Origin of the sequence: Bradyrhizobium sp. UFLA01-814, from assembly GCF_046718885.1 — a bacterium.
Classification (GTDB): domain Bacteria; phylum Pseudomonadota; class Alphaproteobacteria; order Rhizobiales; family Xanthobacteraceae; genus Bradyrhizobium; species Bradyrhizobium elkanii.
Genome location: NZ_JAQOSR010000031.1, coordinates 22,338 through 46,376 on the forward strand (window position 1 = coordinate 22,338; position 24,039 = coordinate 46,376).

The 24,039-nt window shown below is 64.7% G+C and carries 21 protein-coding genes; 10 read left to right on the top strand and 11 right to left on the bottom strand.

Annotated features, from left to right (window positions below; translation table 11 throughout):
• Positions 1-2: 2 nt before the first annotated feature.
• The 3 genes from tcuA to PMN64_RS12170 all read right to left on the bottom strand — a co-directional run bounded on the left by tcuA (position 3) and on the right by PMN64_RS12170 (position 4,018).
• Entirely contained in the window at positions 3-1,403 is a 1,401-nt protein-coding gene (gene tcuA / locus PMN64_RS12160; RefSeq protein ID WP_411780867.1) for an FAD-dependent tricarballylate dehydrogenase TcuA, read from the bottom strand.
• Between the two features lie 128 nt (positions 1,404-1,531).
• Positions 1,532-2,842, bottom strand: a complete 1,311-nt coding sequence (locus PMN64_RS12165) for an MFS transporter (protein WP_411780868.1) — start codon at positions 2,840-2,842, stop codon at positions 1,532-1,534.
• A 276-nt stretch (positions 2,843-3,118) separates the two neighbouring features.
• Entirely contained in the window at positions 3,119-4,018 is a 900-nt protein-coding gene (locus tag PMN64_RS12170; protein WP_411780869.1) for a transcriptional regulator GcvA, read from the bottom strand.
• Positions 4,019-4,136: 118 nt separating this feature from the next.
• Here PMN64_RS12170 and PMN64_RS12175 point away from each other — a divergent pair, with 118 nt between their 5' ends.
• Together PMN64_RS12175 and PMN64_RS12180 are read left to right on the top strand one after the other, a co-directional pair.
• Positions 4,137-4,340: a DUF1127 domain-containing protein gene (locus PMN64_RS12175; RefSeq protein WP_028339130.1), complete on the top strand. Its 204-nt coding sequence runs from the start codon at positions 4,137-4,139 to the stop codon at positions 4,338-4,340.
• A 69-nt stretch (positions 4,341-4,409) separates the two neighbouring features.
• Positions 4,410-5,033 carry an N-acetyltransferase family protein gene (locus tag PMN64_RS12180; RefSeq protein ID WP_411780870.1) on the top strand — a complete coding sequence of 208 codons (624 nt, stop codon included), beginning with the start codon at positions 4,410-4,412 and terminating at the stop codon, positions 5,031-5,033.
• Positions 5,034-5,327: 294 nt separating this feature from the next.
• Here PMN64_RS12180 and PMN64_RS12185 read toward each other — a convergent pair whose 3' ends face one another.
• A complete protein-coding gene (locus PMN64_RS12185) occupies positions 5,328-6,158 on the bottom strand; it encodes an enoyl-CoA hydratase (RefSeq protein ID WP_026191961.1) in 831 nt (276 codons plus the stop codon).
• Positions 6,159-6,353: 195 nt separating this feature from the next.
• Positions 6,354-7,055 carry an SDR family NAD(P)-dependent oxidoreductase gene (locus tag PMN64_RS12190; RefSeq protein ID WP_028339127.1) on the bottom strand — a complete coding sequence of 234 codons (702 nt, stop codon included), beginning with the start codon at positions 7,053-7,055 and terminating at the stop codon, positions 6,354-6,356.
• Between the two features lie 71 nt (positions 7,056-7,126).
• Between PMN64_RS12190 and PMN64_RS12195 the strand changes: the two genes are divergently transcribed.
• Together PMN64_RS12195 and PMN64_RS12200 are read left to right on the top strand one after the other, a co-directional pair.
• Positions 7,127-8,911 (top strand): acyl-CoA dehydrogenase family protein, encoded by a 1,785-nt coding sequence (locus PMN64_RS12195; protein ID WP_411780889.1) that lies wholly within the window; start codon positions 7,127-7,129, stop codon positions 8,909-8,911.
• Positions 8,912-8,964: 53 nt separating this feature from the next.
• The gene (locus PMN64_RS12200) at positions 8,965-10,053 is read left to right on the top strand and encodes a Zn-dependent alcohol dehydrogenase (protein WP_018269116.1); all 1,089 of its coding nucleotides are present in this window, start codon (positions 8,965-8,967) and stop codon (positions 10,051-10,053) included.
• A gap of 156 nt (positions 10,054-10,209) precedes the next feature.
• Here PMN64_RS12200 and PMN64_RS12205 read toward each other — a convergent pair whose 3' ends face one another.
• From PMN64_RS12205 to PMN64_RS12220, 4 genes are all read right to left on the bottom strand, one after another.
• The gene (locus PMN64_RS12205) at positions 10,210-10,563 is read right to left on the bottom strand and encodes a nuclear transport factor 2 family protein (RefSeq protein ID WP_411780871.1); all 354 of its coding nucleotides are present in this window, start codon (positions 10,561-10,563) and stop codon (positions 10,210-10,212) included.
• Positions 10,564-10,683: 120 nt separating this feature from the next.
• Positions 10,684-12,156, bottom strand: coding sequence for an amidase (locus PMN64_RS12210; protein WP_411780872.1), 1,473 nt, complete (start codon positions 12,154-12,156; stop codon positions 10,684-10,686).
• Positions 12,157-12,255: 99 nt separating this feature from the next.
• Entirely contained in the window at positions 12,256-13,227 is a 972-nt protein-coding gene (gene mbfA / locus PMN64_RS12215) for an iron exporter MbfA (protein WP_028339122.1), read from the bottom strand.
• 177 nt (positions 13,228-13,404) lie between these two features.
• Positions 13,405-14,559: an alpha/beta fold hydrolase gene (locus PMN64_RS12220; RefSeq protein ID WP_411780873.1), complete on the bottom strand. Its 1,155-nt coding sequence runs from the start codon at positions 14,557-14,559 to the stop codon at positions 13,405-13,407.
• Positions 14,560-14,663: 104 nt separating this feature from the next.
• Here PMN64_RS12220 and PMN64_RS12225 point away from each other — a divergent pair, with 104 nt between their 5' ends.
• A complete protein-coding gene (locus PMN64_RS12225; RefSeq protein WP_411780874.1) occupies positions 14,664-15,170 on the top strand; it encodes a hypothetical protein in 507 nt (168 codons plus the stop codon).
• Positions 15,171-15,255: 85 nt separating this feature from the next.
• Here the strand turns inward: PMN64_RS12225 and PMN64_RS12230 are convergent, their stop codons facing one another.
• On the bottom strand, positions 15,256-16,800 hold the full coding sequence (locus PMN64_RS12230) for an acyl-CoA synthetase (protein ID WP_411780875.1): 1,545 nt from the start codon (positions 16,798-16,800) through the stop codon (positions 15,256-15,258).
• 188 nt (positions 16,801-16,988) lie between these two features.
• The gene (locus tag PMN64_RS12235) at positions 16,989-18,161 is read right to left on the bottom strand and encodes an acetyl-CoA C-acetyltransferase (RefSeq protein ID WP_411780876.1); all 1,173 of its coding nucleotides are present in this window, start codon (positions 18,159-18,161) and stop codon (positions 16,989-16,991) included.
• Positions 18,162-18,272: 111 nt separating this feature from the next.
• On the opposite strand from PMN64_RS12235, the gene PMN64_RS12240 reads away from it, so the two are divergent.
• The 5 genes from PMN64_RS12240 to PMN64_RS12260 all read left to right on the top strand — a co-directional run bounded on the left by PMN64_RS12240 (position 18,273) and on the right by PMN64_RS12260 (position 23,986).
• Complete coding sequence (locus tag PMN64_RS12240; RefSeq protein WP_035631022.1) at positions 18,273-19,001, top strand: TetR family transcriptional regulator; 729 nt, start codon at positions 18,273-18,275, stop codon at positions 18,999-19,001.
• Between the two features lie 46 nt (positions 19,002-19,047).
• Positions 19,048-19,806 carry an SDR family NAD(P)-dependent oxidoreductase gene (locus PMN64_RS12245; protein WP_016847447.1) on the top strand — a complete coding sequence of 253 codons (759 nt, stop codon included), beginning with the start codon at positions 19,048-19,050 and terminating at the stop codon, positions 19,804-19,806.
• A 203-nt stretch (positions 19,807-20,009) separates the two neighbouring features.
• The gene (locus PMN64_RS12250) at positions 20,010-20,816 is read left to right on the top strand and encodes an enoyl-CoA hydratase/isomerase family protein (protein ID WP_411780877.1); all 807 of its coding nucleotides are present in this window, start codon (positions 20,010-20,012) and stop codon (positions 20,814-20,816) included.
• Positions 20,817-20,857: 41 nt separating this feature from the next.
• Positions 20,858-22,726, top strand: a complete 1,869-nt coding sequence (locus PMN64_RS12255) for an AMP-binding protein (RefSeq protein WP_411780878.1) — start codon at positions 20,858-20,860, stop codon at positions 22,724-22,726.
• A gap of 132 nt (positions 22,727-22,858) precedes the next feature.
• The gene (locus PMN64_RS12260) at positions 22,859-23,986 is read left to right on the top strand and encodes an acyl-CoA dehydrogenase family protein (RefSeq protein WP_411780879.1); all 1,128 of its coding nucleotides are present in this window, start codon (positions 22,859-22,861) and stop codon (positions 23,984-23,986) included.
• The last annotated feature ends 53 nt before the right edge of the window (positions 23,987-24,039 follow it).

A 24,039-nucleotide genomic window follows, 5' to 3' on the forward strand; every position in this document is an offset into this window, starting at 1 on the left:
CTTCAGTTCCGCGCATTCTTGGCTGCTTCCCGGCCAGCGACGCGGCCGAACACGCTGCCGATGGTCATGCCGATGCCGGCGGCATAGCCCTTGCCGAGCACGTTGCCGGCCATGATCTCGCCGGCGGCGAACATGTTGGCGGACGGCTTGCCGTCCTTCATCAGCATCCGCGCCTCTCTGTTCACGCGGGTGCCGAGATAGGTGAAGGTGATGCCCGGCCGCACCGGATAGGCGAGATAGGGCGGCGTCTCGATCCGGCGCGCCCAATGCGTCTTCGGCGGCGTGATGCCTTGGGTAGCGCAGTCATCGAGGATGGTGTGGTCGAAGGTGCCGGGCGGCACTGCGGCGTTGAACTCGGTGATGGTCTTTTCCAGCGCGGCCGCGTCGAGCTCGAGCTTGCCGGCGAGCTCGGCAATCGTCGCGCCCGCGATCGGCGGAAACAGCGTCGGCATGAAGCTCGTCACCACAGTCGAGTCGAAGATGATGTAGGCGATCTGGTCCGGCTGCGCGGCGACCAGCCGGCCCCAGATCGCATAGCGCTTCGGCCAGATGTCCTCGCCCTCGTCGTAGAACCGTTCGGCATGCTTGTTGACGACGATGCCGAACACGACCGAGTCGTGGCGCGTGATGATGCCGCCGTCGAATTTCGGCGCGCGCGCATCGATCGCCACCGCATGGCATTGCGTCGGATCGCCGATCTCCTGCACGCCCTTGGCGAGCAGCATCTTGAGGATCGCGCCGCGATTATAGGGCGTGCCGCGGATCAGGAAATTGTCGGCCGCATCGCCCCAAGACTCCTTCAGCCATTCGATGTTGGCCTCGAAGCCGCCGGCGGCCGCGACCAGGGTCGAGGCGCGGACTTCGGTCTTGCCGCCGACCGGTTGCTTCAGCTGCGCCGAAAGGAACATGCCGTCCTCGACCGTGAGGTCGATGACCTCGGCATCGTAGAGGATGTCGACGCCGAGCTCCTCGGCAGTGCGATAGAGCGCGTTCAGCATCGCGCGGCCGCCGCCGAGGAAGAACGAGTTGGTGCGGCCAAGACTCAGCGTGCCGCCGAGCGACGGCTGCCAGCGCACGCCCTGTTCGACGATCCAGTTCAGGATGTCCTTGGATTCGTGGATCATGAAGCGGGCCAGTTCCTCGTCGGTCTGGCCGCCGGTCACCAGCAGCAAATCGTTCCAGAACTCGTCCTCGGTGTAGGGACCGGTGAGGATTTCGGTCGCCGCGTCATGGGCGCAGCGCATGTTGCGGGTGTGGCGGGTGTTGCCGCCGCGATAGAACTTCGGGGCGCCTTCCAGCACCAGCACCGAGGCGCCGGCGCGCCGTGCGCTGATCGCAGCGCACAGCGCGGCGTTGCCGCCGCCGATCACCAGGACGTCGAACCTGCGCGTCAGATCAACCATGCGCTCTTGTTATCGTTGTTGGCATGGAAAGCAACACGGCCGGGCGCATGAGCATAATCCGGAAAAGCGTGTCGCGATTTTCCAAAGAAGTCATGCCCAGCGAGCCCGCCCGGCCGCGAAGTGGAATATCAGGCCGCAACCGTCTCGCGCTGCTCGATGGTCTGGCCGTCACGATAGACGATCAGTGTGGCGACGATGCCGAGAGCTGCGGCGCACATCAGCCAGTAGCCGGGCGAAGCCTTGTCGCCGGTCTGCTGGATCAGCCAGGTCGAGGCGAACGGCGTGAAGGTGCCGAACAGCCCGGCCGCCAGCGCAAAGGCCAGCGAGAAGCAGGTGGTGCGGACATGCGCCGGCACGATCTCGACCAGGCAGCCCAGCATGGTGCCGCTGTAGACGCCGAAATAGAACGAGAACATCATCTCGACCGCCAGCATCTTCCCGAACGACGGATTGGTCACCAGCCAGTGCAGCGCCGGATAGGCCGTGATGAGGGACAGGCCGGCGATCGCCAGCAGCACCGGCTTGCGGCCGATCCGGTCGGACACCGCGCCGCCGACCGGATTCCAGATGAAGTTGGTCACCGCAACCAGCAGCGTCACCAGCAGCGCGTCCTGGGTCGAGAGCTTCAGCACGGTCTTGCCGAAGGTCGGCGTATAGACGGTGACGAAGTAGAAAGTGGTGGTGGTCAGCACCGCGATCATCATGCCGAGGACGACGATGCGCCAGTTCGCGATCGCCGAGGCAAACACCTCGCTCGCGGTCGGATGCTTCTTCATCGCGAGGAACGCCGGGGTCTCCTCCAGAGTCCGGCGCAGGAAGAAGATCACCGGGATGATCAGGCAGCCGACGAAGAACGGGATGCGCCAGCCCCAGGAGGCAACGGTCGCGGCCGGCATGCTCTCGCTGAGGACGAAGCCGAGGATCGAGGCGACGAAGATCGCGACCTGCTGGCTCGCCGACTGGAACGAGGTGTAGAAGCCGCGATTGCCGGGCGTGGCGATCTCCGCGAGATAGACCGAGACGCCGCCGAGCTCGACGCCGGCGGAGAAGCCCTGCAGCAGGCGCGCGATCAGCACGATGATCGGCGCCGCAATGCCGATGGTCGCATAGCTCGGGCAGAGCGCGATCACCACGGTGCCGATAGCCATGATCGACAGCGTCACGATCAGGCCCTTGCGGCGGCCGATGCGGTCGATATAGGCGCCGAGCACGACGGCGCCGACCGGGCGCATCAGGGCGCCGAGCCAGAACACGCCGAACGCGTTGAGCAGCGCCGCGGTCTCGTTCTCGGAGGGGAAGAACGCCTTCGCAATCGCCTGCGCATAGAAGCCGAACAGGAAGAAATCGAACTGCTCGAGGAAATTGCCGCTGGTCGCGCGCAGGATGGCGCCAAGACGCGATTTGATCTGCGGGACTTGCGATGAACTCGACTGCGACATAACGCCCTTTCCTCCCCGTGACGAAACGGCCGGCGCAAATTGTTTCGCCGGCCAAAGCAGTTAACTGCCATGTGCGGCAATTTGGCACGCCTGTCTGGCGCGACCAACCCGAAATCACGCGGGGGGCTATGGAAAAAAGCCGTAGGCGGACATCGCAGGAGCGTTTTCGAGCGAAAAGGATACCGGTTCGCGCGAATAAACCTCGTCAAAACAACGCGCTAGCGCTTCGGCTCTGGTTCAATCAGAATCGAAGCTCCGGCCGTCGTGTGCGCCGCATCAAGGCGCGGCGTGTGCCGTTGTGCCGAGCCAGTTCCGGAACGCGGAGAGCTTTGGCGTATCGGCGCGTCCCTGCGGCGAAACCAGGTAGAAGCCGGCGTCGGCTGGCAGCGCGATCTTGAAGGGAACCACGAGGCGGCCCTTGGCGATGTCGTCCTGCACATAGGAGGTGCGGCCCATCGCGACGCCGATGCCGTCGATCGCGGCCTGGATCGTCACGAACAGCAGGTCGAAGGTGACGCCGGGCTGCTTGGAAATATCGGTCGGCAGCCCCGCCGCGGTCAGCCACAGCCGCCAGTCGTCGCTGTTGGCGTTGCTGGTGTGCAGGAGCGTGTGATCCCTGAGGTCTTCAGGGCATTTCAGCGGCTTGGTTCCCTGCAGCAGCGACGGGCTGCACACCGGAAACAGCTCATCCGCCATCAGCCAGTCCGCACGCAAGCCCGCCCATTGGCCGCGGCCATAGCGGATCGCCGCGTCGACCTTGTCGCGCTGGAAGTCGACCAGGCTGGTCGAGGTGGTGATGCGAACGTCGATGCCGGAATGCGCCTCTTGGAAGGCCGACAGCCGCGGCAGTAGCCATTTGGCGGCAAGGGATGCCAGCGTCGAGACGGTCAGCACGTGATCGTCGTCCCGGCGCAATAGGCGATCAGTTGCGAGCCTGAGGTCATTGAAGGCGGCGCGGACGCCGGGAAGGTATTCGGTAGCCTCCGGCGTCAGGCTCAGCGAGCGGTTCTGGCGGATAAACAGGCGGACGCCGAGCTCCTCCTCGAGCCGCCGGATCTGATGGCTGATCGCCGTCTGCGTCACGTTCAGTTCGGACGCCGCCAGCGTGAAGCTCATATGCCGTGCGGCGGCCTCGAACGCCCTCAGGCCATTCAGCGAAGGCAGGCGGCTGGTCATCTCTTGTGCGTCTCCAAATGCATGACTTTAATTCATGCGAAACGGTACAAAGTGTCGTTTGTGAGCGGACCAAATAGCTCCGATGTTACTGCCAACAGGTTACCGACAGGAGCCGCAGATGTCCATTTTCACCCATGAATCGATGACAAATCATCATACTCCCGGATTGCTGAACCAGGTCGGCGAGACGCTGCATGTCTGGTGGGAGCGCTACGAGCGCCGCCGCGAGCTGTCGCAGTGGACCGAGCGCGATCTGCACGACATCGGCATGTCCCGCAGCGACATCGTGTTCGAGACCGAGAAGCCGTTCTGGCGGGCCTGAGAAGGGCGCCACCGCTGGCGCCGCCTCGATGAGGGGCGCCGGCTGATTTCTTCACCCGAGGAGCGTGTCATGGTTGCGCTGCATCTCGACGATCTCAAGCAATACTCTGACGTGCTGCGCGCCAAGAACGGCAGCGAGATCAAGGTGCGCTTCGTCGAGCCGCGCGACCGCGAAGAGCTGCAGAGCTACATCCGCTCGCTCTCCGCGGGGTCCCGTTACAACCGCTTCCTGGGCGCGTTGAGTGAGCTGCCGAAGACGGAGCTCGAGCGTTTCATCCATGTCGGCGAGGCTGACCGGTTCACGGTGGTCGCGACGATGCTGGTCGATGGCTTTGAGACCATCGTCGGCGAAGCCCGCTACGCCTTCCATGCCGATACGTCGAGCGTCGAGTTCGGCCTGTCGATCGATGACCGGTGGCAGGGCCACGGCATTGGCAAGGCGTTGCTGAAGAATCTCGAATGCCGCGCGGCGTCCTTCGGAGCCGAGCGCATCTTCGGCGACACGCTGCGTTCCAATGCGACGATGATCGGCCTAGCCCGCAAGTCGGGCTACGCCTTCACCCAGAGCCCCGGCGACTGGAAGCTGGTGCGCTTCGTGAAAGAGATCCACGTCGAACCGCAAGACATTCCCTGTGCCAGCTGGCGGCTTGCCGCCACTTCCCGCTTGGCCGCGATGTCCTCGCTTGCGGTTTGACTGACTGGCCCGGTTCTGGCCCCTCCAGAACCGGGCCCTTTTCTTTTTGATTGCTCCGACTCCATAGCCCGGATGAAGCGCAGCGCAATCCGGGGTCGTACCGCCGCGAGGCTTGTCCCGGATTTCGCTTCGCTTCATCCGGGCTACGAGTTCTCACCTCCCCTTGAAAAGGGGAGGTCGCTTTGCTCCTCAGAGCAAAGCGGGTGGGGATCTTCTCTCTCCCCGGCAATGGCGCGTGTGGCTGACCCCCATCCCGACCTTTCCCCCTTCAGGGGGAAGGAGAAGAGATCGCGCTCAACTCCCCCGGAACACCGGCTTCCTCTTCTCGATGAAGGCCTGCACCGCCTCCTTGTGATCGGCCGTCGTGGTGAGCCGGATCAGCCGCTCGGCCTCGTGGTCGCGCGCGGTGGCGAAGTCGAATTGCAGCGCCTCGTCGAGATTGTCCTTCATGTAGCGAAGCGCGAGCGTCGGGCCCTCGGCGATCGACTTTGCCAGCGCGAAGGCTTCGTCCTGCAGCGTTTCGTCCGGCACCACGCGGTTGACGAGGCCGATCTGCTCGCACCTCGCGGCGTCAACCTTCTCCGAAGTGAACATCAATTCGCGGGCGCGCGAGGTGCCGACCAGGCGCGTCAACAGCCAGGCCATGCCGTAATCGCCGCTCAGCGCCACGCGTAAGTAACCGGTCGAGATGAAAGCGGATTGTGCGGCGATCCGGATATCGCAGGCCATCGCGATCGCAAGGCCGGCGCCGACCGCGGGGCCGGGAAGGGCGGCAATCGTCGGCTTGCGCACCGAGGCGAGCGCGCCGGTGAGCAGGCGCTGACGCTCCTGCAAATCCGCGACCTTGTCCTCATAGGACATTTCGAGCTTCTTCTTGTCGCGATGCGCGCCCATGCCCTTGACATTGCCGCCGGCGCAGAACGCCTTGCCGGCGCCGGTGACGAGCAGCACGCCGACCTCGGGATTCTCTCCGCAGGTCCGGATCATGGTGCGCAGCGCCGGCGTCAAGGTATCCGACAGCGAGTTGCGGGCATCCGGGCGGTTCAGCGTGATGACGGCGACGCGATCGCGGATCACGCAGAGCAGTTCGTCGGTGCCGGTCTCGATCTTGATTTCGTTCGACATGTTTTCCTTCCCCAGTTCCATCCGTCATTGCGAGCCACCCGGTCGGCGCGCAGCGCCGCCGGATGACAGGCTCCGCGAAGCAATCCATGCCGCCGCTAGTGGTGGAATGGATTGCTTCGTCGCTTCGCTCCTCGCAATGACGAATATGGTGGCGGTTTGCGTCCAGCCTACGCTGCTTGCATGATCTACGTCATCTCAAAACTTCTCAACCCAGGGCCGCAATTCCAGCTCCCAGGTCCAGGCGCTGCGCGGCTGTTGCAGCACGTTCCAGTAGCTCAGTGCAATCGCGTCGGGATCGAGCATCGAGTCCGGCCGGTCGGCGGGCTCGGTGCGGGCGGCGCTGCGGATGCCGCCGTCGATCACGAAATGCGCGACGTGGATGCCCTGCGGCGACAATTCGCGTGCCATGCTCTGCGCGAGGCCGCGCAACGCGAACTTGCCCATCGCGAACGGCGCCGACTGCGCATAGCCCTTCACGCTGGCAGAGGCGCCGGTGAACAGGATCGCGCCTTTCTTGCTGGGCAGCATGCGCTTCGCCGCCTCCTGCGCTACCAGGAAGCCGCCGAACGCGGAGACTGCGATCGCCTGTTCGACCTCTGAGGGCACGAGTTCAACGAACGGCCCGCGCGAGCGGCCGCTGGCGTTGTAGACCACGAGATCAGGTGTTCCGATCTCGCGCTCGACCAGACCAAAAAGCCGTTCGACATCCTCGGCCTTGGTGGTATCGCAGGCATAGGCGCGTGCGCCGGTTTCGGTGCAGAGCGCGCCGAGTTTCTCGATGCTGCGGGCGCCCAGTGCCACGCGAATTCCCTCTCGCGAAAATAGCCGCGTCAAGGAGGCGCTGAGGCCCGCGCCGGCACCGACGATCAGGGCGATCTTGTACTTTGGAATATCCATTGGGCTTTCCTTTGCTCGGCCGGAGGAGGATAGTCGTGCCCAAACAAATGAGCACCGCAGCCGGGAATTCAATGCAGCCGCACAAGCAGGATCCGAAAACGTCAGCCGCCACCAACCAGCCGGGGCTGCTGGCGCCCGACACGACGGGAATGAATTTCTACCGGGCCGATCCGGCGCTGACCGATCTTCTGAAGCTGCATCTGCCCGAGGCATTGTTCCGCCATATCGAGCCGCATCTCGACCGCCTCGGTAGGTTAGCCGGAGGCTATCTCGACGAATGCGCGCGACTTGCCGACCGGCATACGCCGGTGTTGCATCAGCGTGACAAGTTCGGCCGCGACGTGCAGCACATCGAATATCATCCGGCCTATCGCGAGATCGAGAAGGCTGCGTTCGGCGAGTTCGGCATCCATGCGCTGTCGCTCCGCAAGGGCATCATGGGTTGGCCCGATAAATACCCTGTGGTGGCCAAGCACGCCTTCACCTTCCTGTTCAACCAGACCGAATTCGGCATGGGCTGCCCGATCAACGTTACCGACGGGTGTGCAAAGCTGCTGGCGAATTTCGGCAGCGAGGCGTTGAAGGCGAAATATCTCGACGGCCTGACCCAGACCGACATGAGCAAGCTGACGCAGGGCGGCCAGTTCATGACCGAGAAGGAGGGCGGCTCCGATGTCGGCACGCTGACCACGCGCGCCGTGCAGGAGGGCGATCACTGGCGGCTCTATGGCGAGAAATGGTTCTGCTCCAACGCCGATGCCAAGGTGGTGATGCTGCTGGCGCGGCCGGAAGGCGCGGGGCCGGGCACCCGCGGCGTCGGCCTGTTCCTGATGCCGCGTTTCCTCGATGACGGTTCGCAGAACCACTACCGGATCGTGCGGCTGAAGGACAAGCTCGGCACCCGCTCGATGGCCTCGGGCGAGATCAAGCTCGATGGCGCGATTGCCTACGCCGTCGGCAAGCTCGACCGCGGCTTCGTGCAGATGGCCGAGATGGTGAACTCGTCGCGGCTCTCCAATGGCGTGAAATCGACCGCGCTGATGCGGCGAGCCTGGCACGACGCGATAACCGTGGCGAAGGGCCGCGTGGTGTTCGGCCAGCGCATCATCGACCTGCCGCTGGCGCGGCGGCAGTTGATGAAGATCATGCTGCGCACCGAGCAGGCGCTGTCGATGAGCTTTTTGACCGCTGACGCGCTCGACCGCGCCGAGGCCGGCAGCCAGGACGCCGCGGCGCTGCTCCGCATCCTGACGCCGACGCTAAAATTCCGTGCTACCCGCGACGCCCGCAAGGTCTGCGGCGATGCGATGGAGATGCGCGGCGGCATCGGCTACATCGAGGAATTCGTCACGCCGCGGCTGCTGCGCGATGCGCATCTCGGCTCGATCTGGGAGGGCACCGGCAACATCGTCGCGATCGATGCGCTGAAGCGCGCGGTCGGCCGCCATGGCGCCGACAATGCGCTCGCCGCCGATCTGCATGCGCGGCTCGATGACAGCGCGAATGTGCCGCAGGCCTGGCGCAACCGGCTGCGCGATCTCAGCGACCGTGCGGTCGCGTTTGCGCGCGAGGTGGCGAGCCGCGTCGACAACGAGGGCGACGCGCGGCGTGCCACCAGCCTGCTCTATCACGTTGCAAGCGCAGTGGCGCTGGCATGGGAGGGCGGACGCATCCACGAGATGCGCGGCGATGCGCGCCGGCTGTTGCTGTCGCGGATGGTGGTCGATCATCGCGTGCTGCCGGGCGATCCGTTCCGGCTAACGGAAAATACCGCTCAGCGCAGGATGACCGAGCACCTGCTCGGCGATCGCGCGGTCGGCATGGCCGAGGTTGGCGAATTGCTTGACGCAGCGTAGGCTGCCGCGCGAGCGAACTTTTCAAACAATCAAAAACGTCAAGGGAGACCCCGATGAAGGCCGCCGTTCTGCATGAAGTCAATCAGCCGCTGGTGATCGAGGATGTCAGCGTGCCCAATCCGGGGCCGCGCGAGGTCCTGATCCGCACCGCGGTTGCGGGCCTGTGCCATTCCGACCTGCACTTCATGGAAGGCTTGTATCCGCACCCGCTGCCGGCGGTGCTCGGGCATGAATCGGCCGGCGTGGTCGAGAAGGTCGGCTCCGACGTCAATTACGTGAAGCCCGGCGATCACGTCGTCACCTGCCTGTCGGTGTTCTGCGGCACCTGCGACAACTGCACGACCGGCCGCACCGTGCTGTGCACCGACACCACCGTGAAGATGCTGCCCGGCGCCTCCAACCGCCTGTCATGGGGCAGGAAGGAGAAGCTGAATCAGTTTCTCAATCTGTCGTCGTTCGCCGAGCAGATGCTGGTGCACGAGAACGCCATCGTGAAGATCAAGAAGGAGATGCCGCTCGATCTCGCCGCGCTGATCGGCTGCGGCGTCATCACCGGCTACGGCGCCGTGGTGAACACCGCGAAGGTGACCGCCGGCGAGACCGTGGCTGTGATCGGTTGCGGCGGCGTCGGCATGGCCGCGATCAACGGCGCGCAGATCGCGGGCGCCGGCCGTATCATCGCGATCGACACCAATCCGGCCAAGCTGCAGCTTGCGACCAAGCTCGGCGCTACCGACATCGTCGATCCGGCCCGCGGCGACGTGGTCCAGCAGGTACGCGAACTCACCGGCGGCGGCGTGCAGCATTCGTTCGAGGTGCTCGGCCGCAAGGACACCGCCGAGCAGGCCTTCGCCATGCTGGCGGCGGGCGGCACCGCGACCATCGTCGGCATGATCCCGTTCGGTCAGAAGATCGAGCTGCACGGCTTCGACTTCCTGCGCGAGCGCCGCATCCAGGGCTCGTCGATGGGCTCCAACCACTTCCGCGTCGACATGCCGCGCCTCGTCGACTTCTACATGCGCGGCAAGCTGCATCTGGAGGACTGGATCTCGGCCAAGCTGAAGCTTTCCGAGATCAACGAGGGCTTCGCCAACATGAAAGCCGGCAAGACGCTGCGCAGCGTGATCATGTTCGACAGTTGAGCTGTGTCGTCCCGGCCAAGCGAAGCGCGAGCCGGGACCCATACGCCGCGGCCCCGCTTTGGGCGCGGAGGTGGACGACTTTCTTTACTCACCACAAATAGCAGTGGTTATGGGTCCCGGCCTTCGCCGGGACGACGGTTGAGATTGTTGTCAGCCTCACCGCGCGACGTGCGCAGATACCGCGAGCCATTTTCCGTTCTGCCGCGCCCAGCAATCGGTGTAGCGGCCGCGCGCCGGCTCACCATCCGCGTTGGTGTAACTGGTCTGGGCGTGGATGATGGCGAAATCGCCGAGGATGCGGATTTTGACGTCTTCGGCCTTCAGCCCCTTGATCTTCACCGGGATCGCCGTCTGCTTCAGGAAGGCAGCGCGGTCGACCAGGCTCTTGTCGGGATTGGTGCAGTAGAAGTCCTGCGCCAGGATTTCGTCGAAGCGCTTGACGTCGCAGTTCTGAACTGAATCAACGTAATCGTTGTTGAGCTTTGTCAGCTCCTCGAGATCGTTGCTCATTGGTCTTCCTCCCGGTTTCCCCTCGTCATTGCGAGGAGCGAAGCGACGACGCAATCCACGCCCTCCGCGCAGACCGACATATGGACTGCTTCGCTTCGCTCGCAATGACGATGGCAAGTATCAATCATCGAACATCTTCGGCGGCACGAAGCCGCCGAATTCGCGCTCGATCAGCTCGGCGAGCTTGAGCGGCGTGCGATCCTCGAGCCATGGGCCGACGATCTGCACGCCGACCGGCAATCCATCCGGAGCAAAGCCGGTCGGGATCGCAGTCGAAGGCAGGCCGGGCAGGGTCGCGATGCCGGGCCAGGCGAGCTGGTCGGTGTAGATGTGCGGCAGACCGTCGATCAAAATCCGCCGCTGCTCCTGGTCGGGCGCATGATCGTGCGGATAGGCCGGCGTCGGCATGATCGGGCAGATCACCGCGTCGAACGACTTGAACAGCTCGCGCCATTGCGCGCGCAGCCGCGAGCGGGCGACCGTCGCCTGCACCCAGTCGCGGTGGCTGAGCGCGATGCCGCGCAGCCGCTCGGCCTGCAGGCTGTTGTTGCTGGCCGGCAGCGCGGCCGCCGCCGCGCAGGCGCCGGCATAGACCTCCGGCGGGAAGGTCGCGGCGAGGAACGACAGCAGCATCCGCATATAGAGCCGCGAGGACGCCGCGAAATCCGGCAGCAGCGGGCTCGAACGCGATATTTTCGCGCCGGCCTTGTCGAGGTGGCTCGCGAGCTTGTCGATGCTGCCGCGAACCGCCTTGTCGGTCGGCAGCACCGGATCGGTGTCGATCACGAGGATCCGGAAATCCTTCAGGCTGGCGTGGCGCGCCGCCGGCAGGTCGAGGCGATAGGCCTTGCCGGCATCGAGCGGATCGGGCGCGGCGATCACGTCGAGCAGCAGCGACAGGTCGGCCGCGCCGCGCGCCATCGGGCCGGTCACCGCAAGGTCGCGCTCATAGATGATGGGCGGCGCCGGCGGCGCGGTGTGGCCGCGCGACGGCAGCAGCGCGAAGGTCGGCTTGTGCGCATAGATGCCGCAATGAAACGCCGGCACGCGGAGCGAGCCGCCGATGTCGGAGCCGAGCGACAGCGCGCCATAGCCCGCGGCGAGCGCCGCCGACGATCCGCCGGACGAGCCTCCCGGCGTGCGGCCGAGGTCGTAGGGGTTGTTGGTGGTGCCGTAGATCTCGTTGTAGCTCTGCCAGTCGGCAAGCCCGACCGGCACATTGGTCTTGCCGAGGATGACGCCGCCGGCGTCCTTCACCCGCTGAATCGACAGCGCGTCCTCGGTCGGGACAAAATCCTTTTGCGGCAGGAAGCCCCAGGTGGTCGGCAATCCCGCGACGTTGAAGGATTCCTTCACCGTCATGGGAATGCCGAGCAGCGGCCTGTGCTCGCCGCGCGCGATCGCGGCATCCGCGGCGCGGGCAGCGGCGAGACCGCGCTCGAAGTCGCGCACGCAGACCGCGTTGACCCTGCCGTCGTGGCGCTCGATGCGGCCGATCGCGTCCTGTGCGAGCTCGACCGCCGAGACCTCTTTGTTGCGCAGCGCTTCCGACAGGTCGACGGCGGTCTTGAAACTGTATTGCGATTTGGCCACGGCGTGCTCCCGGTTTGTTGTTGGCGCAATGATCGGCAGTTTGGCTGCCGCCCGCAAGCGCTGTAGCCGTGACGTCGTCGCCGTGTTTGATCGGAATTGCTATGCCGCGCCGATCAGGATGCCGACCGCGAGCACGATCGCGCCGCCGAGCACGATCTGGAACACCGCCTGCAGGAACGGCGTGTCCATGTAGCGCGCGCGGATGAAGGCGATCGCCCACAATTCGAAGAACACCACGATCCCGGCGATCGCGGTCGCGATCCAGAATGCGTTCGGCCAGGCGTCGGGCACCAGATAGGGAATGGTGTGGCCGAGCCCGCCGAGCGTCGTCATCAAGCCGCAGGTCAGGCCGCGCAGCCAGGGCGAGCCGCGCCCGGTCAGCGAGCCGTCATCGGACAGCGCCTCGGCAAAGCCCATGCTGATACCGGCGCCGATCGAGGCGGCAAGCCCGACCAGGAATGTTTGCCAGTTATGATGCGTGGCGAAAGCGGCGGCGAACAGCGGCGCCAGGGTCGAGACCGAGCCGTCCATCAATCCGGCAAGGCCCGGCTGCACATATTGCAGCACGAACATCCGCCGACGCGTGCGGTCTTCCTCCGCGCGCACGTCGGGCTTGAGGATCTCGCCGGTCAGCTTCACCGCGAGCTTCTCGTGGCCCTTCTCCTCCTCGGCGAGATCGCCGAGCAGGCGGCGCACGCCGACATCCTCGGCCTTCTCGGCGGCTTTGGCATAGAAGCGCTCGGCCTCCAATTCCATGGTCTCGACTTCCTTGCGGATGGTGTCGAGCGGCAGGTTCTTGGTGAGCCAGATCGGGCGCCGGCGCAAAAAGCCTTTGACGTCCTCGCGCCGGATCGGCGGCAGATGCGCCCCGAAGCGCTGCTCGTAGGTTTCCAGCAGCCGGTGGCGATGGCCGCGTTCCTCATCGGCCATCTCCTCGAAAATCTTGGCGGTGTCGGGATAGCGCTCGGCGAGATCTTCCGCGAACGTCATGTAGATGCGGCTGTCCTCCTCCTCGGAGGCGATCGCGACCGCCAGCACCTCGCGCTCGGTCAGATCGGCGAAATTCTTCACGGCGACGCCTTGTTCACTGAGTTTAGAATTAGAATAGTTCTAAACTATAGAGTTGCACTGGCGCCGGGTCAAATCCGGATCGGCCGGGTTCGCTGCCGCAGCACCGGCAAGCCGCGCGGGCTGGGCGAAGAAAACGCGTGAGATCAACGGGATGCGATGCGACGGCCGAACGGGCGCTTAGCGCTGCGCGCCCGCCTCTCGCAGGAATGTGAGCAGCAGCCGGCTCACCTCATCGGGCTGTTCCTGCTGCACCCAATGGCCGGCGCTGTCGACCAGATGGCAGCCGATCATGTTGGTGCAGGCTTTCGTCCGCATCGCCTCGAACACGCCGGGCCGCTGGTAGGTGCCCCAATCCTGCTTGCCGGAAATGAAGGCCGACGGCTGGTCGATCGTGCGGCCGCTCCAGGTCTGCAGTTCCGGGACGAACGCGCCCGAGGTGCCGCAGCGATACCATTGCAGCCCGCCCTGGAATCCGGTCCGTTGATATTCGGCGCTGTAATAGGCGAGCTCGCTATCCGGCAGCCATGTGTTGGCGGCGATCGCCTCGCGTGACGGCATTTCCTCGGCGACGGTCGCGGCCATGTCCTTGGCGAGATCCATCACGTAATAGGTCGGCAGTTTTGCCAATTCGCCCGCCGACCAGGATTGCAGCGGATACGGCTTGTTGTCTTTCCAGTCCGCGCTCTTGTGGTGGTAATAGGCGCGCAGGAAGTCGTGCACGCCTTGCGGCGCGCGATGCATGTCGTCATTGGCCGGACGCGTCGAATAGTACCATTGGTAATGCTTGCGCGGCCGCGGCGCCGCGGCGAGCTCGCGATGCACGGGGTCTTCGGTCGCGGGCTTCGCCGGCGCGCTCGCGGTGTTGAACGGCAGCGACGGCGGCCCCGAAAACGGCGCGCTCATCATCACGACCGCACGGAACACGTCGGGCCGGATCAGCGCGCACCACGCCGCGACCGACGAACCGAAATCATGCCCGATCACGGCATCGACGTGCTTGTACCCGAACGCCGCAACCAGCCCGAGCGCGTCGCGCACCAGATTGGGCAGGCGGAATGACGCGAGGTCGCCGTCATAATCCGCGCTCCAGCCTGACGTGCGGCCATAGCCGCGCTGGTCCGGTGCGATGACGTGATAGCCGGCATCGGCGAGCTTCGGCATCACCTTGCGCCAGGAAAACGCCAGCTCCGGAAAGCCGTGCAGCAGCAACAGGCAGGGCCGGCCGGATGTTTCAAAGCCCGCTTCCAGCACATGCATGCGCAGGCCGTTGATCCCGTCGACATAACGCGAGCGGATGGTGGAGGGGAGCGGAACGTCGGGGAGGGCTTCCATTGTGCAGATCACCTGTTGGGCATCGCCGCAGAACCAGCGCATTTCACTGTATGCTGACGGTCATTGTTGAACGATAGCAATATTGCCCAGGGGATGCATACCGCATGCGCCACGCGAAGATTGCAGAGCAGCCCGGCTGGACGTCGCTTCTGGGTCTCATGATTGTGGCCGCAAGCCTGCTGCTGATCTCGGCGGTGCGTGCCGCCGATATCAAGCAGCTGACCGAAAAGCTGCCGCACGCTTATATCGGCGAATTCCTGTGGGACGGCGACAACACGGTGCAGAACATCGTCATCACTTTCGACAAGGTGAAGGCCTTGAACGAGCAGAACGCGGAAGCGCTCGGCTGCGGTTCATACGAGGTCGGCCGTCGCGTGACCAAGATCGGCGTGCAGATGTTCATCCGGCTGTCCGATCTCGAGGTCGAGATATTCGAACGGTCCCCTGACGGCAACGGGGCGTTCGAAACCGACGGCAGCCATCGCGGCAAGCTGTCGGAGGATTTTCAGCAGATCGATGCGCAGTGGACCACCACAGCGACAGGCAAACACGGCCAGCTGCATCTGCGTGCCGTGGTGTCTGCTGCGTGTGAGCCAGCGGCGGAGTTGTAGGAGTGGGTCAGCAGCGCCGGCGGGCTGGGCTGCGTGCGCTCTTCATCCTCCCCTGGAGGGGCCTCCAGGGGAGGGTGAAGCGCGGCTATGCCTTGACTGGAGCCTTCGGCCAATAGCGGTCGCGCAAATGCCGCTTCACCAGTTTTCCGGTCGGCGTGCGCGGCAGCTCTTGCTCGAAGTCGATGCTCTTCGGGCATTTGATCGGCGACAGATGTTGCCGGCAGAACGCGATCAGCTCGGCCTCGAGGTCCTTGCCGGCCCTGGTGATGTCGTGCGGCTGCACCACGGCCTTGACCTCTTCGCCCATCTCCTCGTTCGGCACGCCGAACACCGCGACGTCGGACACCGCGGGATGCGTGATCAGCACGTCCTCGGTCTCCTGCGGGTAGATGTTCACGCCGCCGGAGATGATCATGTAGCTCTTGCGGTCGGTGAGATAGAGGAAGCCCTCTTCGTCGAGGTAACCGACATCGCCGAGCGTCGACCAGCCCTTGGCGTTGTAGGCCTTCTTCGTCTTCTCGGGATCGTTGTGATAGGAGAACGCCGGGGCGTCGGCAAAGAAGACCTGACCGATCTGGCCGGTCGGCGCCTCCTCGTCGTTCTCGTCGAGGATCTTGACCTTGCCGACCACGGCGCGGCCGACCGTGCCGCGGTGGGTCAGCCATTGCTGCGAGGTCGAGACCGTGACGCCATTGCCTTCGGAGCCGGCGTAATACTCGATCAGGATCGGTCCCCACCATTCGATCATCTTCGCCTTGACGTCGACCGGGCAGGGCGCCGCGGCGTGGATCGCGCCCTTCAGCGACGAGACCTTGTAGCGGCTCCGCACCTCGTCAGGCAGCTTCAGCATGCGCACGAACATGGTCGGCACCAGCTGCGACTGCGTCACCTTGTGCTTCTCGACCTGCTTCAGAAATTCCTCGGCGTCGAAATGCTCCATGATGACGGAGGTACCCCCGAGCACAGCCGCCATCATGTTGAAGCGCAGCGGGGCCGCGTGATAGAGCGGCGCCGGTGATAGGTAGATAGAGTCGGCATTCATGCCGCACATGTCGGCGGTGAGAATCCGCAGGAACGGGTTCGGCACGTCGATCCGGTTGCCTTCGAACTCCTTCTTGATGCCCTTGGGCCGGCCGGTCGTGCCGGAGGAGTACAGCATGTCGTAGCCCGCGACCTCGTCGGCAACCGGCGTGGTCGGCTGCGCGCCGGCCTCCTTGTCATAGGAGCGGAAGCCCGGTGCGGGCTCGTCCATCATGTAGAACAGCGGCTCGCCCACCTCGCCCTTGATCAAGCCTTTCACCTTGTCGGCGCATTGCGGGGTGGTGATGAACACCTTCGCGCCGCAGTCCTTGATGATGTAGGCGATCTCTTCTTCCGTCAGGTAGCGGCTGATCGCCGTGTAATAGAGACCCGAGCGCTGCGCGGCCCAGCAGATCTCCATGAAGGCGAGGCGGTTTTCCATCAGCAGCGCGATGTGGTCGCCGGCCTTCAGGCCGAGCGAGCGGAACAGATGCGCGCCCTGGTTCGAGAGCTCGTCGAGCTCGCGGTAGGTGATCGCCTTGCCGCTACCCGCCATCTGGTAGGCGATCTTGTTCGGATGGGTACGCGCGTGTATCGACGGATGGGTCATTGTGTTTCCTCAGGGCATCAAAAGTGGTCGTCCCCGCGAACGCGGGGACCCATAACCACCAATTTTTCTTGTTGGACTGAGTTGTGGCCCCAGCCGCGCCTAACCACGGGCATTTGTGGTTATGGGTCCCTGCTTTCGCAGGGACGACATCTAATATGTGGAGGCTGCGTGCCTCGTATCTCGCGGCGTTACAGCCGCTCGACAATCGTCACGTTCGCCATGCCGCCGCCTTCGCACATGGTCTGCAGGCCGTAGCGCTTGTTGCGCTGCTTGAGGGCATGCAGCAACGTCGTCATCAGCTTGGTGCCGCTGCCGCCAAGCGGATGGCCGAGCGCGATCGCGCCGCCATTGACGTTGAGCCGGGCCGGATCGGCACCGGTGGTCTTCAGCCACGCGGTCGGCACCGAGGCGAAGGCCTCGTTGACCTCGAAGAGATCAATGTCGTCGATCTTCATGCTGGCCTTCTGCAGCGCGCGCTGGGTTGCCGGCAGCGGCGCTTCCAGCATGATCACGGGGTCGCCGCCCATCATGGTGAGGTGATGGATGCGCGCCATCGGCTTGACGCCGAGCGCCTTCAGGCCCTTCTCGTTGACGACCATGACGCCGGAGGCGCCGTCGCAGATCTGGCTGGCGCTCGCGGCGGTGAGCTTGCCGTTCTCGGCGATCAGCTTGACGCCCTTGATGCCGTCGAGGCTGGCGTCGAAGCGGATGCCTTCGTCGATGTGGTGGGTGTCGGTCGAGCCGTCGGCGCGGGTGATTGTCACCGGCACGATCTCGTCCTTGAAATAGCCGGCCTGCGTTGCCGCGATCGCGCGCTGATGGCTGTTATAGGAGTATTCGTCGAGCTCGTCCTTCGACAGGCCGTACTTCTCGGCCATCATCTCCGCGCCGGTGAACTGGCTGAAGACGATGTTGGGATACTTCGCCTCGATGCCCGGGCTCTTGTAGTGGCCGAAGCCGTTCTTGGCGGGCAGCGAAGAGGCGAGGCCCATCGGCACGCGGGTCATCGATTCCACGCCGGCGGCGATCACGCAGTCCATCGTGCCAGACATCACGGCCTGCGCCGCGAAGTGCAGCGCCTGCTGCGAGGAACCGCACTGGCGGTCGATCGAGGTCGCGGGCACGCTCTCCGGCAGCTTCGAGGCCATCACCGCGTTGCGCGCGATGTTGGTGGACTGCTCGCCGGTCTGCATCACGCAGCCCATGATCACGTCCTCGACCTGCGCGGGATCGGCACCGGTGCGCTCGACCAGCGCATCGAGCACGGTCGCGGCCAGATCGGCCGGATGCCAGCCGGCGAGACGCCCTCCCTTGCGGCCGCCCGCGGTGCGAGCGGCGGCGACGATATATGCCTCGGCCATGTCTGATCTCCCTGATGTTTCCGGATTGGGCGGTCTGAAAGTTGGGCCGGATTTAAGGGGCGGCTCAGCATTTAGTCAATCAATCAATTAACTCTTGAGTGCGACCCCGCCATGGGCTTATGTGCGGCCTCGATTTACCGTCGAACCCTGACACTGAGCGGGACCAGAGCGCAGTTGAATACCAGCGTACCGACGAAACTTCCGGCCGGCAAAAATGCCACCGCCGACAAGCTATTGGTCGCAGCCAGCGAGCTGATGATCGAACGCGCCTCCATCGAGGTCTCGCTGTCCGACATCGCGCAGAAGTCGGGCGTCAACGCCGCGCTGGTGAAATATCATTTCGGCAACAAGGACGGGCTGTTGCTGGCGCTGCTGGCGCGCGACGCCGCCACCGAGATATCGCAGCTCGAATATCTCATCAGCCAGCCGATCACGCCGTCCGCGAAACTGCGGCTGCATATCGGCGGCATCATCCGCGCGTATCACCAGTTCCCCTATATGAACCGGCTGATCCATTATCTCCTGCACGAAAGCTCGCCTGCCGCCGCGAACGAGGTGTCGAAATTCTTCGTCGCGCCGCTGTTGGATTTTCACCGCCGGCTGCTCGCCGAAGGCATCAAGGCCGGCGAATTCCGCAAGATCGATCCGGTGCTGTTCTACACCAGCCTGATCGGCGCCTGCGATCATCTGTTCTTCGGCCGCCACGCGATGTCGCGCGCGGTCGGCGTCGGTCCGGTCACCGACGAGGTCTGCCGCGAGTACATCAAGCATATGGAAGCCTTGATCTTCGGCGGCGTGCTCAATCCCGACAAGGAAACGGCAGCGGTTGCCGCCGGATAACAAGTTCGAAGTCTAGAGAAGAAACGCCCAAGGAAAGGTTGTATCCATGCAGTTGAAAGACGTTGCCGTTCTCATCACCGGCGGTGGCTCCGGCCTTGGTGCCGCAACCGCGCGCGCCATGGCCGCCAAGGGCGCCAAGATCGGCGTGATCGACCAGAACAAGGAAAACGCCGAGAAGGTCGCCGCCGAGGTGAAGGGCGTCGCGCTGCATGCCGACGTCACCGACGAGGACGCGATCAAGGCGGCGATCGCCAAGGCCGAGGCCGCGCACGGCATCGCGCGCGTGCTGATGAACTGCGCCGGCATCGGCGGCTCGCAGCGCATCGTCGGCAAGGACGGCGTCTATCCGCTGGCGAAGTTCGTCCGCATCATCAACGTCAATTTGATCGGCACCTTCAACGTGCTGCGGCTGTTCGCCGAGCGGCTGGCGACCGAAGCCCCGATCGGCGAAGAGCGCGGCGTCGCGATCAACACCGCGTCGGTCGCGGCCTATGAAGGCCAGATCGGCCAGATCGCCTATTCCGCCTCGAAGGGCGGCGTCGTCGGCCTCACGCTGCCGGCCGCACGTGACCTCGCCAGCCTGAAGATCCGCGTCAACACCATCGCGCCCGGCCTGTTCCTGACGCCGCTGCTGATGGGTCTCAACGAGGAGGCGCGCAAGAGTCTCGGCGCCCAGGTGCCGCATCCGGCCCGCCTCGGCGATGCCTCGGAGTACGGCAACCTCGCCGTCCACATCGTCGAGAACCCGATGCTCAACGGCGAAACCATCCGCCTCGACGGCGCCATCCGCATGGCGCCGCGCTAACGCTGGCTCTGCCGTACTTCCCTTCTCCCCTTGTGGGAGAAGGTGGCGCGGACGCAGTCCGCGACGGATGAGGGGTTCTCTCCGCGGAGACAGACCCCTCACCCAACCGAATGCAAGGCAATAGCGAACATGCCCTCTCCCACAAGGGGAGAGGGCACAGCAACGAGCATCGCGTTCGCTGAACGGTCGGGAGGACCATGCGCGTGTCTCAGCCGCTGCTGATCGAACATCACGACGGAACAGATTGGGTCACGCTCAATCGCCCGGAAAGCCTCAACGCACTCGATCCTTCGCTGATCGACGCGCTCAACGTCTATTTCCAGGGCCTGCAGCGCAATCGCGACACCCGCGTCGTGGTGCTGAAGGGCGCCGGTGCGAATTTTTGCGCCGGGCTCGACCTCAAGCACGCGATGGCGCGCCGCGGCGGGCAGGCCGAGCCGCCCGGCGTCACGGAGTCGCTGGACTCGCAGCGCCGCATTGCCGACATCGTGATGCTGATGCGGCGCGCTCCGCAGCCGATCATCGCGCTGGTGCAGGGCGCGGCCGCCGGCGGCGGCTTCGCGCTGGCGCTCGCGGCCGACATCCGCATCGCGGCGACGAACGCGCGGATGAATTGCGCCTTCATCAAGCTCGGTCTCGGCGGCTGCGATATCGGCACCAGCTATTTCCTGCCGCGCCTCGTCGGCGTGTCGGTTGCTTCCGAACTGATCCTGACCGGGCGATTCATCCATGCCGACCGCGCGCTTGCGGTCGGCCTGGTGTCCGAGGTGGTCGAGGCCGGCGATCTCGATGCTGCGGCCAATCCTTATGTCGAGGCGATGATGACGGCCTCGCCGGTCGGTCTCCGCCTCTCGAAGGAGTGCATCAACATGAGCGTCGATGCCGGCTCGATCGAGGCCGTGATTGCGATGGAAGATCGCAATCAGGTGCTGTGCAGCCGCTCGGAAGATTTCCAGGAAGGCATCAGGGCCTTTCTCGAGAAACGAAAGCCTGTCTATATCAGGCGCTGAGAACAGATCCTCTAAAGGACAAGAATTCCGGGAGACGCAAAATGGATGGAGACGCGGCGATGCTGACGAAACCTGCCTTTCGCAAGGTGGATTGGCTCGCACGTGACATCGCGGTCGAGCGGCGCGGTGACGGTACCGTCGTCCTGAAGTCGCGGATTCCGCTCCAGGCCTACGAGACGCATATTCCGGCCTATCTCGCCAAATGGGCGGCGCAGGCGCCGGAGCGGATCTGGCTCGCGCAACGCGGCGGTCCCGACCGGCAGTGGCGCAAGGTCTCCTATGGTGAAGCCAAGCGCACTGTCGATGCGCTGACGCAAGGCCTGCTCGATCTCGGCGTTGGCGACGGCCGGCCCGTCGCGATCCTCTCTGGCAATTCGATCGAGCACGCGCTGATGACGCAGGCTGCGATGCAGGCGCGGCTGCCGGCCGCGCCGGTGTCGCCGGCCTATTCGCTGATGAGCCAGGATCATCTCAAGCTCAAATACCTGTTCAACCTGATCAAGCCAGCCGTCGTGATGGTGCAGGACGGCCCGACCTTCGAGAAGGCGCTGAAGGCGATCGATCTCACGGGCATCACGGTCGTCCACGTCCTGCGTCCCTGCGAGGGGATCAAGAGCGCGGCCTTTGCCGACCTCGCGGCAACGCCGGTGACGGCTGCGGTCGGCGAGTCCATCGCGAAGATCACGCCCAAGACCGTCGGCAAGCTGCTGTTCACCTCGGGCTCGACCGGCATGCCCAAGGCCGTCATCAACACCCAGGAGATGATGTGTGCCAATGCGGCGATGATGATGCAGGTGCGCCCGCGTGAAACGGAGGGACCGATCCCGACGGTGCTCGACTGGATGCCGTGGAATCACACCATGGGCGGCAACGCCGCGTTCAATCCGGTGCTGGTCGACGGCGGCACGCTCTATATCGACGACGGCCGGCCGATGCCGGGCCAGCTCGAGGAGACCATCAGGAACCTGCGCGAGGTGTCGCCGACCTATTACGCCAACGTGCCGGCCGGCTATGCCGCGCTCGCCGCCGCGATGGAGAAGGACGCGGCGCTGTGCGCGAGCTTCTTCAAGAACCTCTCGATCATGGCCTATGGCGGCGCCCGGCTGCCCGACGATCTCTATGACCGTATGCAGGCGCTGGCGGTGAAGACCACGGGCGAGCGGATCGTGTTCTACACCGGCTGGGGCTCGACCGAGACCGCGCCGACCTCGACCGGCACCTATTGGGACACCGAGCGTGTCGGCCTGATCGGCCTGCCGTTCCCCGGCGTCGAGCTGAAGATGGTGCCGTGCGGCTCGAAATACGAATTGCGGCTGCGCGGCGTCAACGTCACGCCCGGCTATTTCGGCCAGCCGGACCTCACGGCAAAGATGTTCGACGAGGAAGGCTTCTACTGCATCGGCGATGCCGGCGTGTTCGTGGACCCCGAAGACCCGCTGCAGGGCATCATCTTTGCCGGCCGCGTGGTCGAGGATTTCAAGCTGACCACCGGAACGTTCGTGCATGTCGGCTCGTTGCGCACCGATGCGATCGCGGCCGCGACGCCGGTCGTGCATGACGCGCTGGTTGCGGGGCAGGACCGTGAGTTCATCGGCCTGCTGTGCTGGCCGAACCTGCATGCCTGCCGCCAGCTCGTCGGCAATGCGGATGCGAGCTATGAGGACGTGATCCGGCATCCCGAGGTGGTCGCGTGCCTCAAGAAGGGCTTGCAGGCGCACAATGCGTCCACCACCGGCAGCAGCATGCGCATCGCGCGTGCGATGCTGATGGTCGAGCCGCCGTCGATCGACGGCAACGAACTCACCGACAAGGGCTACATCAACCAGCGCGCCGGCCTCGAACGCCGCGCCGCACTGGTCGAGAAGCTGTATGCCGGCAAGCCCGGCGACGACGTGATCATCTTGAACTGATCCTACGAAAGCAAACGCGTCATTCCGGGGCACGCGAAGCGTGAACCCGGAATCCAGAGGTTCCTTACGTCGAGATTCCGGGTTCGATGCTGCGCATCGCCCCGGAATGACAGCAAGAAAAAGGTAAGCGCCATGAACTTCGATTTCTCCGACGAACAGAAGCAGATGCGCGACGAGGCGCGGAAGTTCCTCAGCGAACAGTGCCCGCCGAAGGCCGTGCGCGAGGTGCTCGACGGCAAGGCGCCTTACGACAAGGCGCTGTGGAAGGGTCTCGCCGAGATGGGCTTCCTCGGCGTCGCGATTCCGGAACAGTTCGGCGGCGCGGGTGCCGGCCATCTCGAGCTCTGCGTGATTGCGGAGGAAATGGGCCGCGCGCTGGCGCCGGTGCCGTTCTCCTCCACGGTCTATCTCGCCGCCGAAGCGATCCTGATCGCAGGCAGTGACGTGCAGAAGCAGAAGTGGCTGCCGAAGATCGCCGCGGGTGAAGCCATCGGCACGCTGGCGCTGTTCGAGGGCAAGGGTAACCCGTCGCCGAAGGCGATCAACGTGACGGCCAATGGCGGCGTGCTCAACGGCGTCAAGAAGCCGGTGCCGGATGGTGCGATCGCCGATTTCGCCGTGGTCGCCGCGCGCACCGGCTCGAGCGGACGCGAGTCCGACATCTCGTTGTTCATCGTTGACCTCAAGGGCAGCGATGTCGAGGTCAAGTCGCTGACCAACATCGACCTCACCCGCGGTCAGGCCGAGATCACCTTCAAGGACGCCAAGGCCGAGCCGCTCGGCGCCACCGGCGAAGGCTGGAGCGTGATCACCCAGGTGCTGGATCGCGCCGCCGTGCTGATGGCGTTCGAGCAGGTCGGCGGTGCCGACCGCGCGCTGGAGATGGGCCGCGACTATGCGCTCGACCGTATCGCGTTCGGCCGTCCGATCGGCTCGTTCCAGGCAGTCAAGCACATGCTGGCCGATATGTATGTGTCGGCGACCCTGGCGCGCTCGAATTGCTACTACGGCGCCTGGGCGCTCTCGACCAATGCCGGCGAATTGCCGGAAGCCGCCGCCGCCGCACGCATCAGCGCGACGCAGGCGTTCCAGCACTGCGCCAAGAACAATATCCAGGTCCATGGCGGCATGGGCTTCACCTGGGAGTTCGACTGCCACATGTACTATCGCCGCGCCAATGCGGTGGCGCTTGGCCTCGGCAGCCTGTCCTATTGGGAAGACGCGCTGATCGATCGCATGCGCAAGAAGAACGCGGCGTAACGCTACGATTCGTCATTCCGGGGCGCGCGTCGCGCGAACCCGGAATCCAGAGG

What these genes read in the sequence shown, in the direction of transcription:
- PMN64_RS12245 (WP_016847447.1), top strand. Translation starts at nt 19,048, where the DNA reads ATGCAGTTGAAAGACGTTGCCGTTCTCATCACCGGCGGTGGCTCCGGC.
- tcuA (WP_411780867.1), bottom strand. Translation starts at nt 1,403, where the DNA reads ATGGTTGATCTGACGCGCAGGTTCGACGTCCTGGTGATCGGCGGCGGC.
- PMN64_RS12225 (WP_411780874.1), top strand. Translation starts at nt 14,664, where the DNA reads ATGCGCCACGCGAAGATTGCAGAGCAGCCCGGCTGGACGTCGCTTCTG.
- PMN64_RS12185 (WP_026191961.1), bottom strand. Translation starts at nt 6,158, where the DNA reads ATGTCGAACGAAATCAAGATCGAGACCGGCACCGACGAACTGCTCTGC.
- PMN64_RS12230 (WP_411780875.1), bottom strand. Translation starts at nt 16,800, where the DNA reads ATGACCCATCCGTCGATACACGCGCGTACCCATCCGAACAAGATCGCC.
- PMN64_RS12180 (WP_411780870.1), top strand. Translation starts at nt 4,410, where the DNA reads ATGGTTGCGCTGCATCTCGACGATCTCAAGCAATACTCTGACGTGCTG.
- PMN64_RS12205 (WP_411780871.1), bottom strand. Translation starts at nt 10,563, where the DNA reads ATGAGCAACGATCTCGAGGAGCTGACAAAGCTCAACAACGATTACGTT.
- PMN64_RS12255 (WP_411780878.1), top strand. Translation starts at nt 20,858, where the DNA reads ATGGATGGAGACGCGGCGATGCTGACGAAACCTGCCTTTCGCAAGGTG.
- PMN64_RS12220 (WP_411780873.1), bottom strand. Translation starts at nt 14,559, where the DNA reads ATGGAAGCCCTCCCCGACGTTCCGCTCCCCTCCACCATCCGCTCGCGT.
- PMN64_RS12195 (WP_411780889.1), top strand. Translation starts at nt 7,127, where the DNA reads ATGCAGCCGCACAAGCAGGATCCGAAAACGTCAGCCGCCACCAACCAG.
- PMN64_RS12165 (WP_411780868.1), bottom strand. Translation starts at nt 2,842, where the DNA reads ATGTCGCAGTCGAGTTCATCGCAAGTCCCGCAGATCAAATCGCGTCTT.
- PMN64_RS12170 (WP_411780869.1), bottom strand. Translation starts at nt 4,018, where the DNA reads ATGACCAGCCGCCTGCCTTCGCTGAATGGCCTGAGGGCGTTCGAGGCC.
- PMN64_RS12190 (WP_028339127.1), bottom strand. Translation starts at nt 7,055, where the DNA reads ATGGATATTCCAAAGTACAAGATCGCCCTGATCGTCGGTGCCGGCGCG.
- PMN64_RS12200 (WP_018269116.1), top strand. Translation starts at nt 8,965, where the DNA reads ATGAAGGCCGCCGTTCTGCATGAAGTCAATCAGCCGCTGGTGATCGAG.
- PMN64_RS12240 (WP_035631022.1), top strand. Translation starts at nt 18,273, where the DNA reads ATGGGCTTATGTGCGGCCTCGATTTACCGTCGAACCCTGACACTGAGC.
- PMN64_RS12235 (WP_411780876.1), bottom strand. Translation starts at nt 18,161, where the DNA reads ATGGCCGAGGCATATATCGTCGCCGCCGCTCGCACCGCGGGCGGCCGC.
- PMN64_RS12260 (WP_411780879.1), top strand. Translation starts at nt 22,859, where the DNA reads ATGAACTTCGATTTCTCCGACGAACAGAAGCAGATGCGCGACGAGGCG.
- PMN64_RS12175 (WP_028339130.1), top strand. Translation starts at nt 4,137, where the DNA reads ATGTCCATTTTCACCCATGAATCGATGACAAATCATCATACTCCCGGA.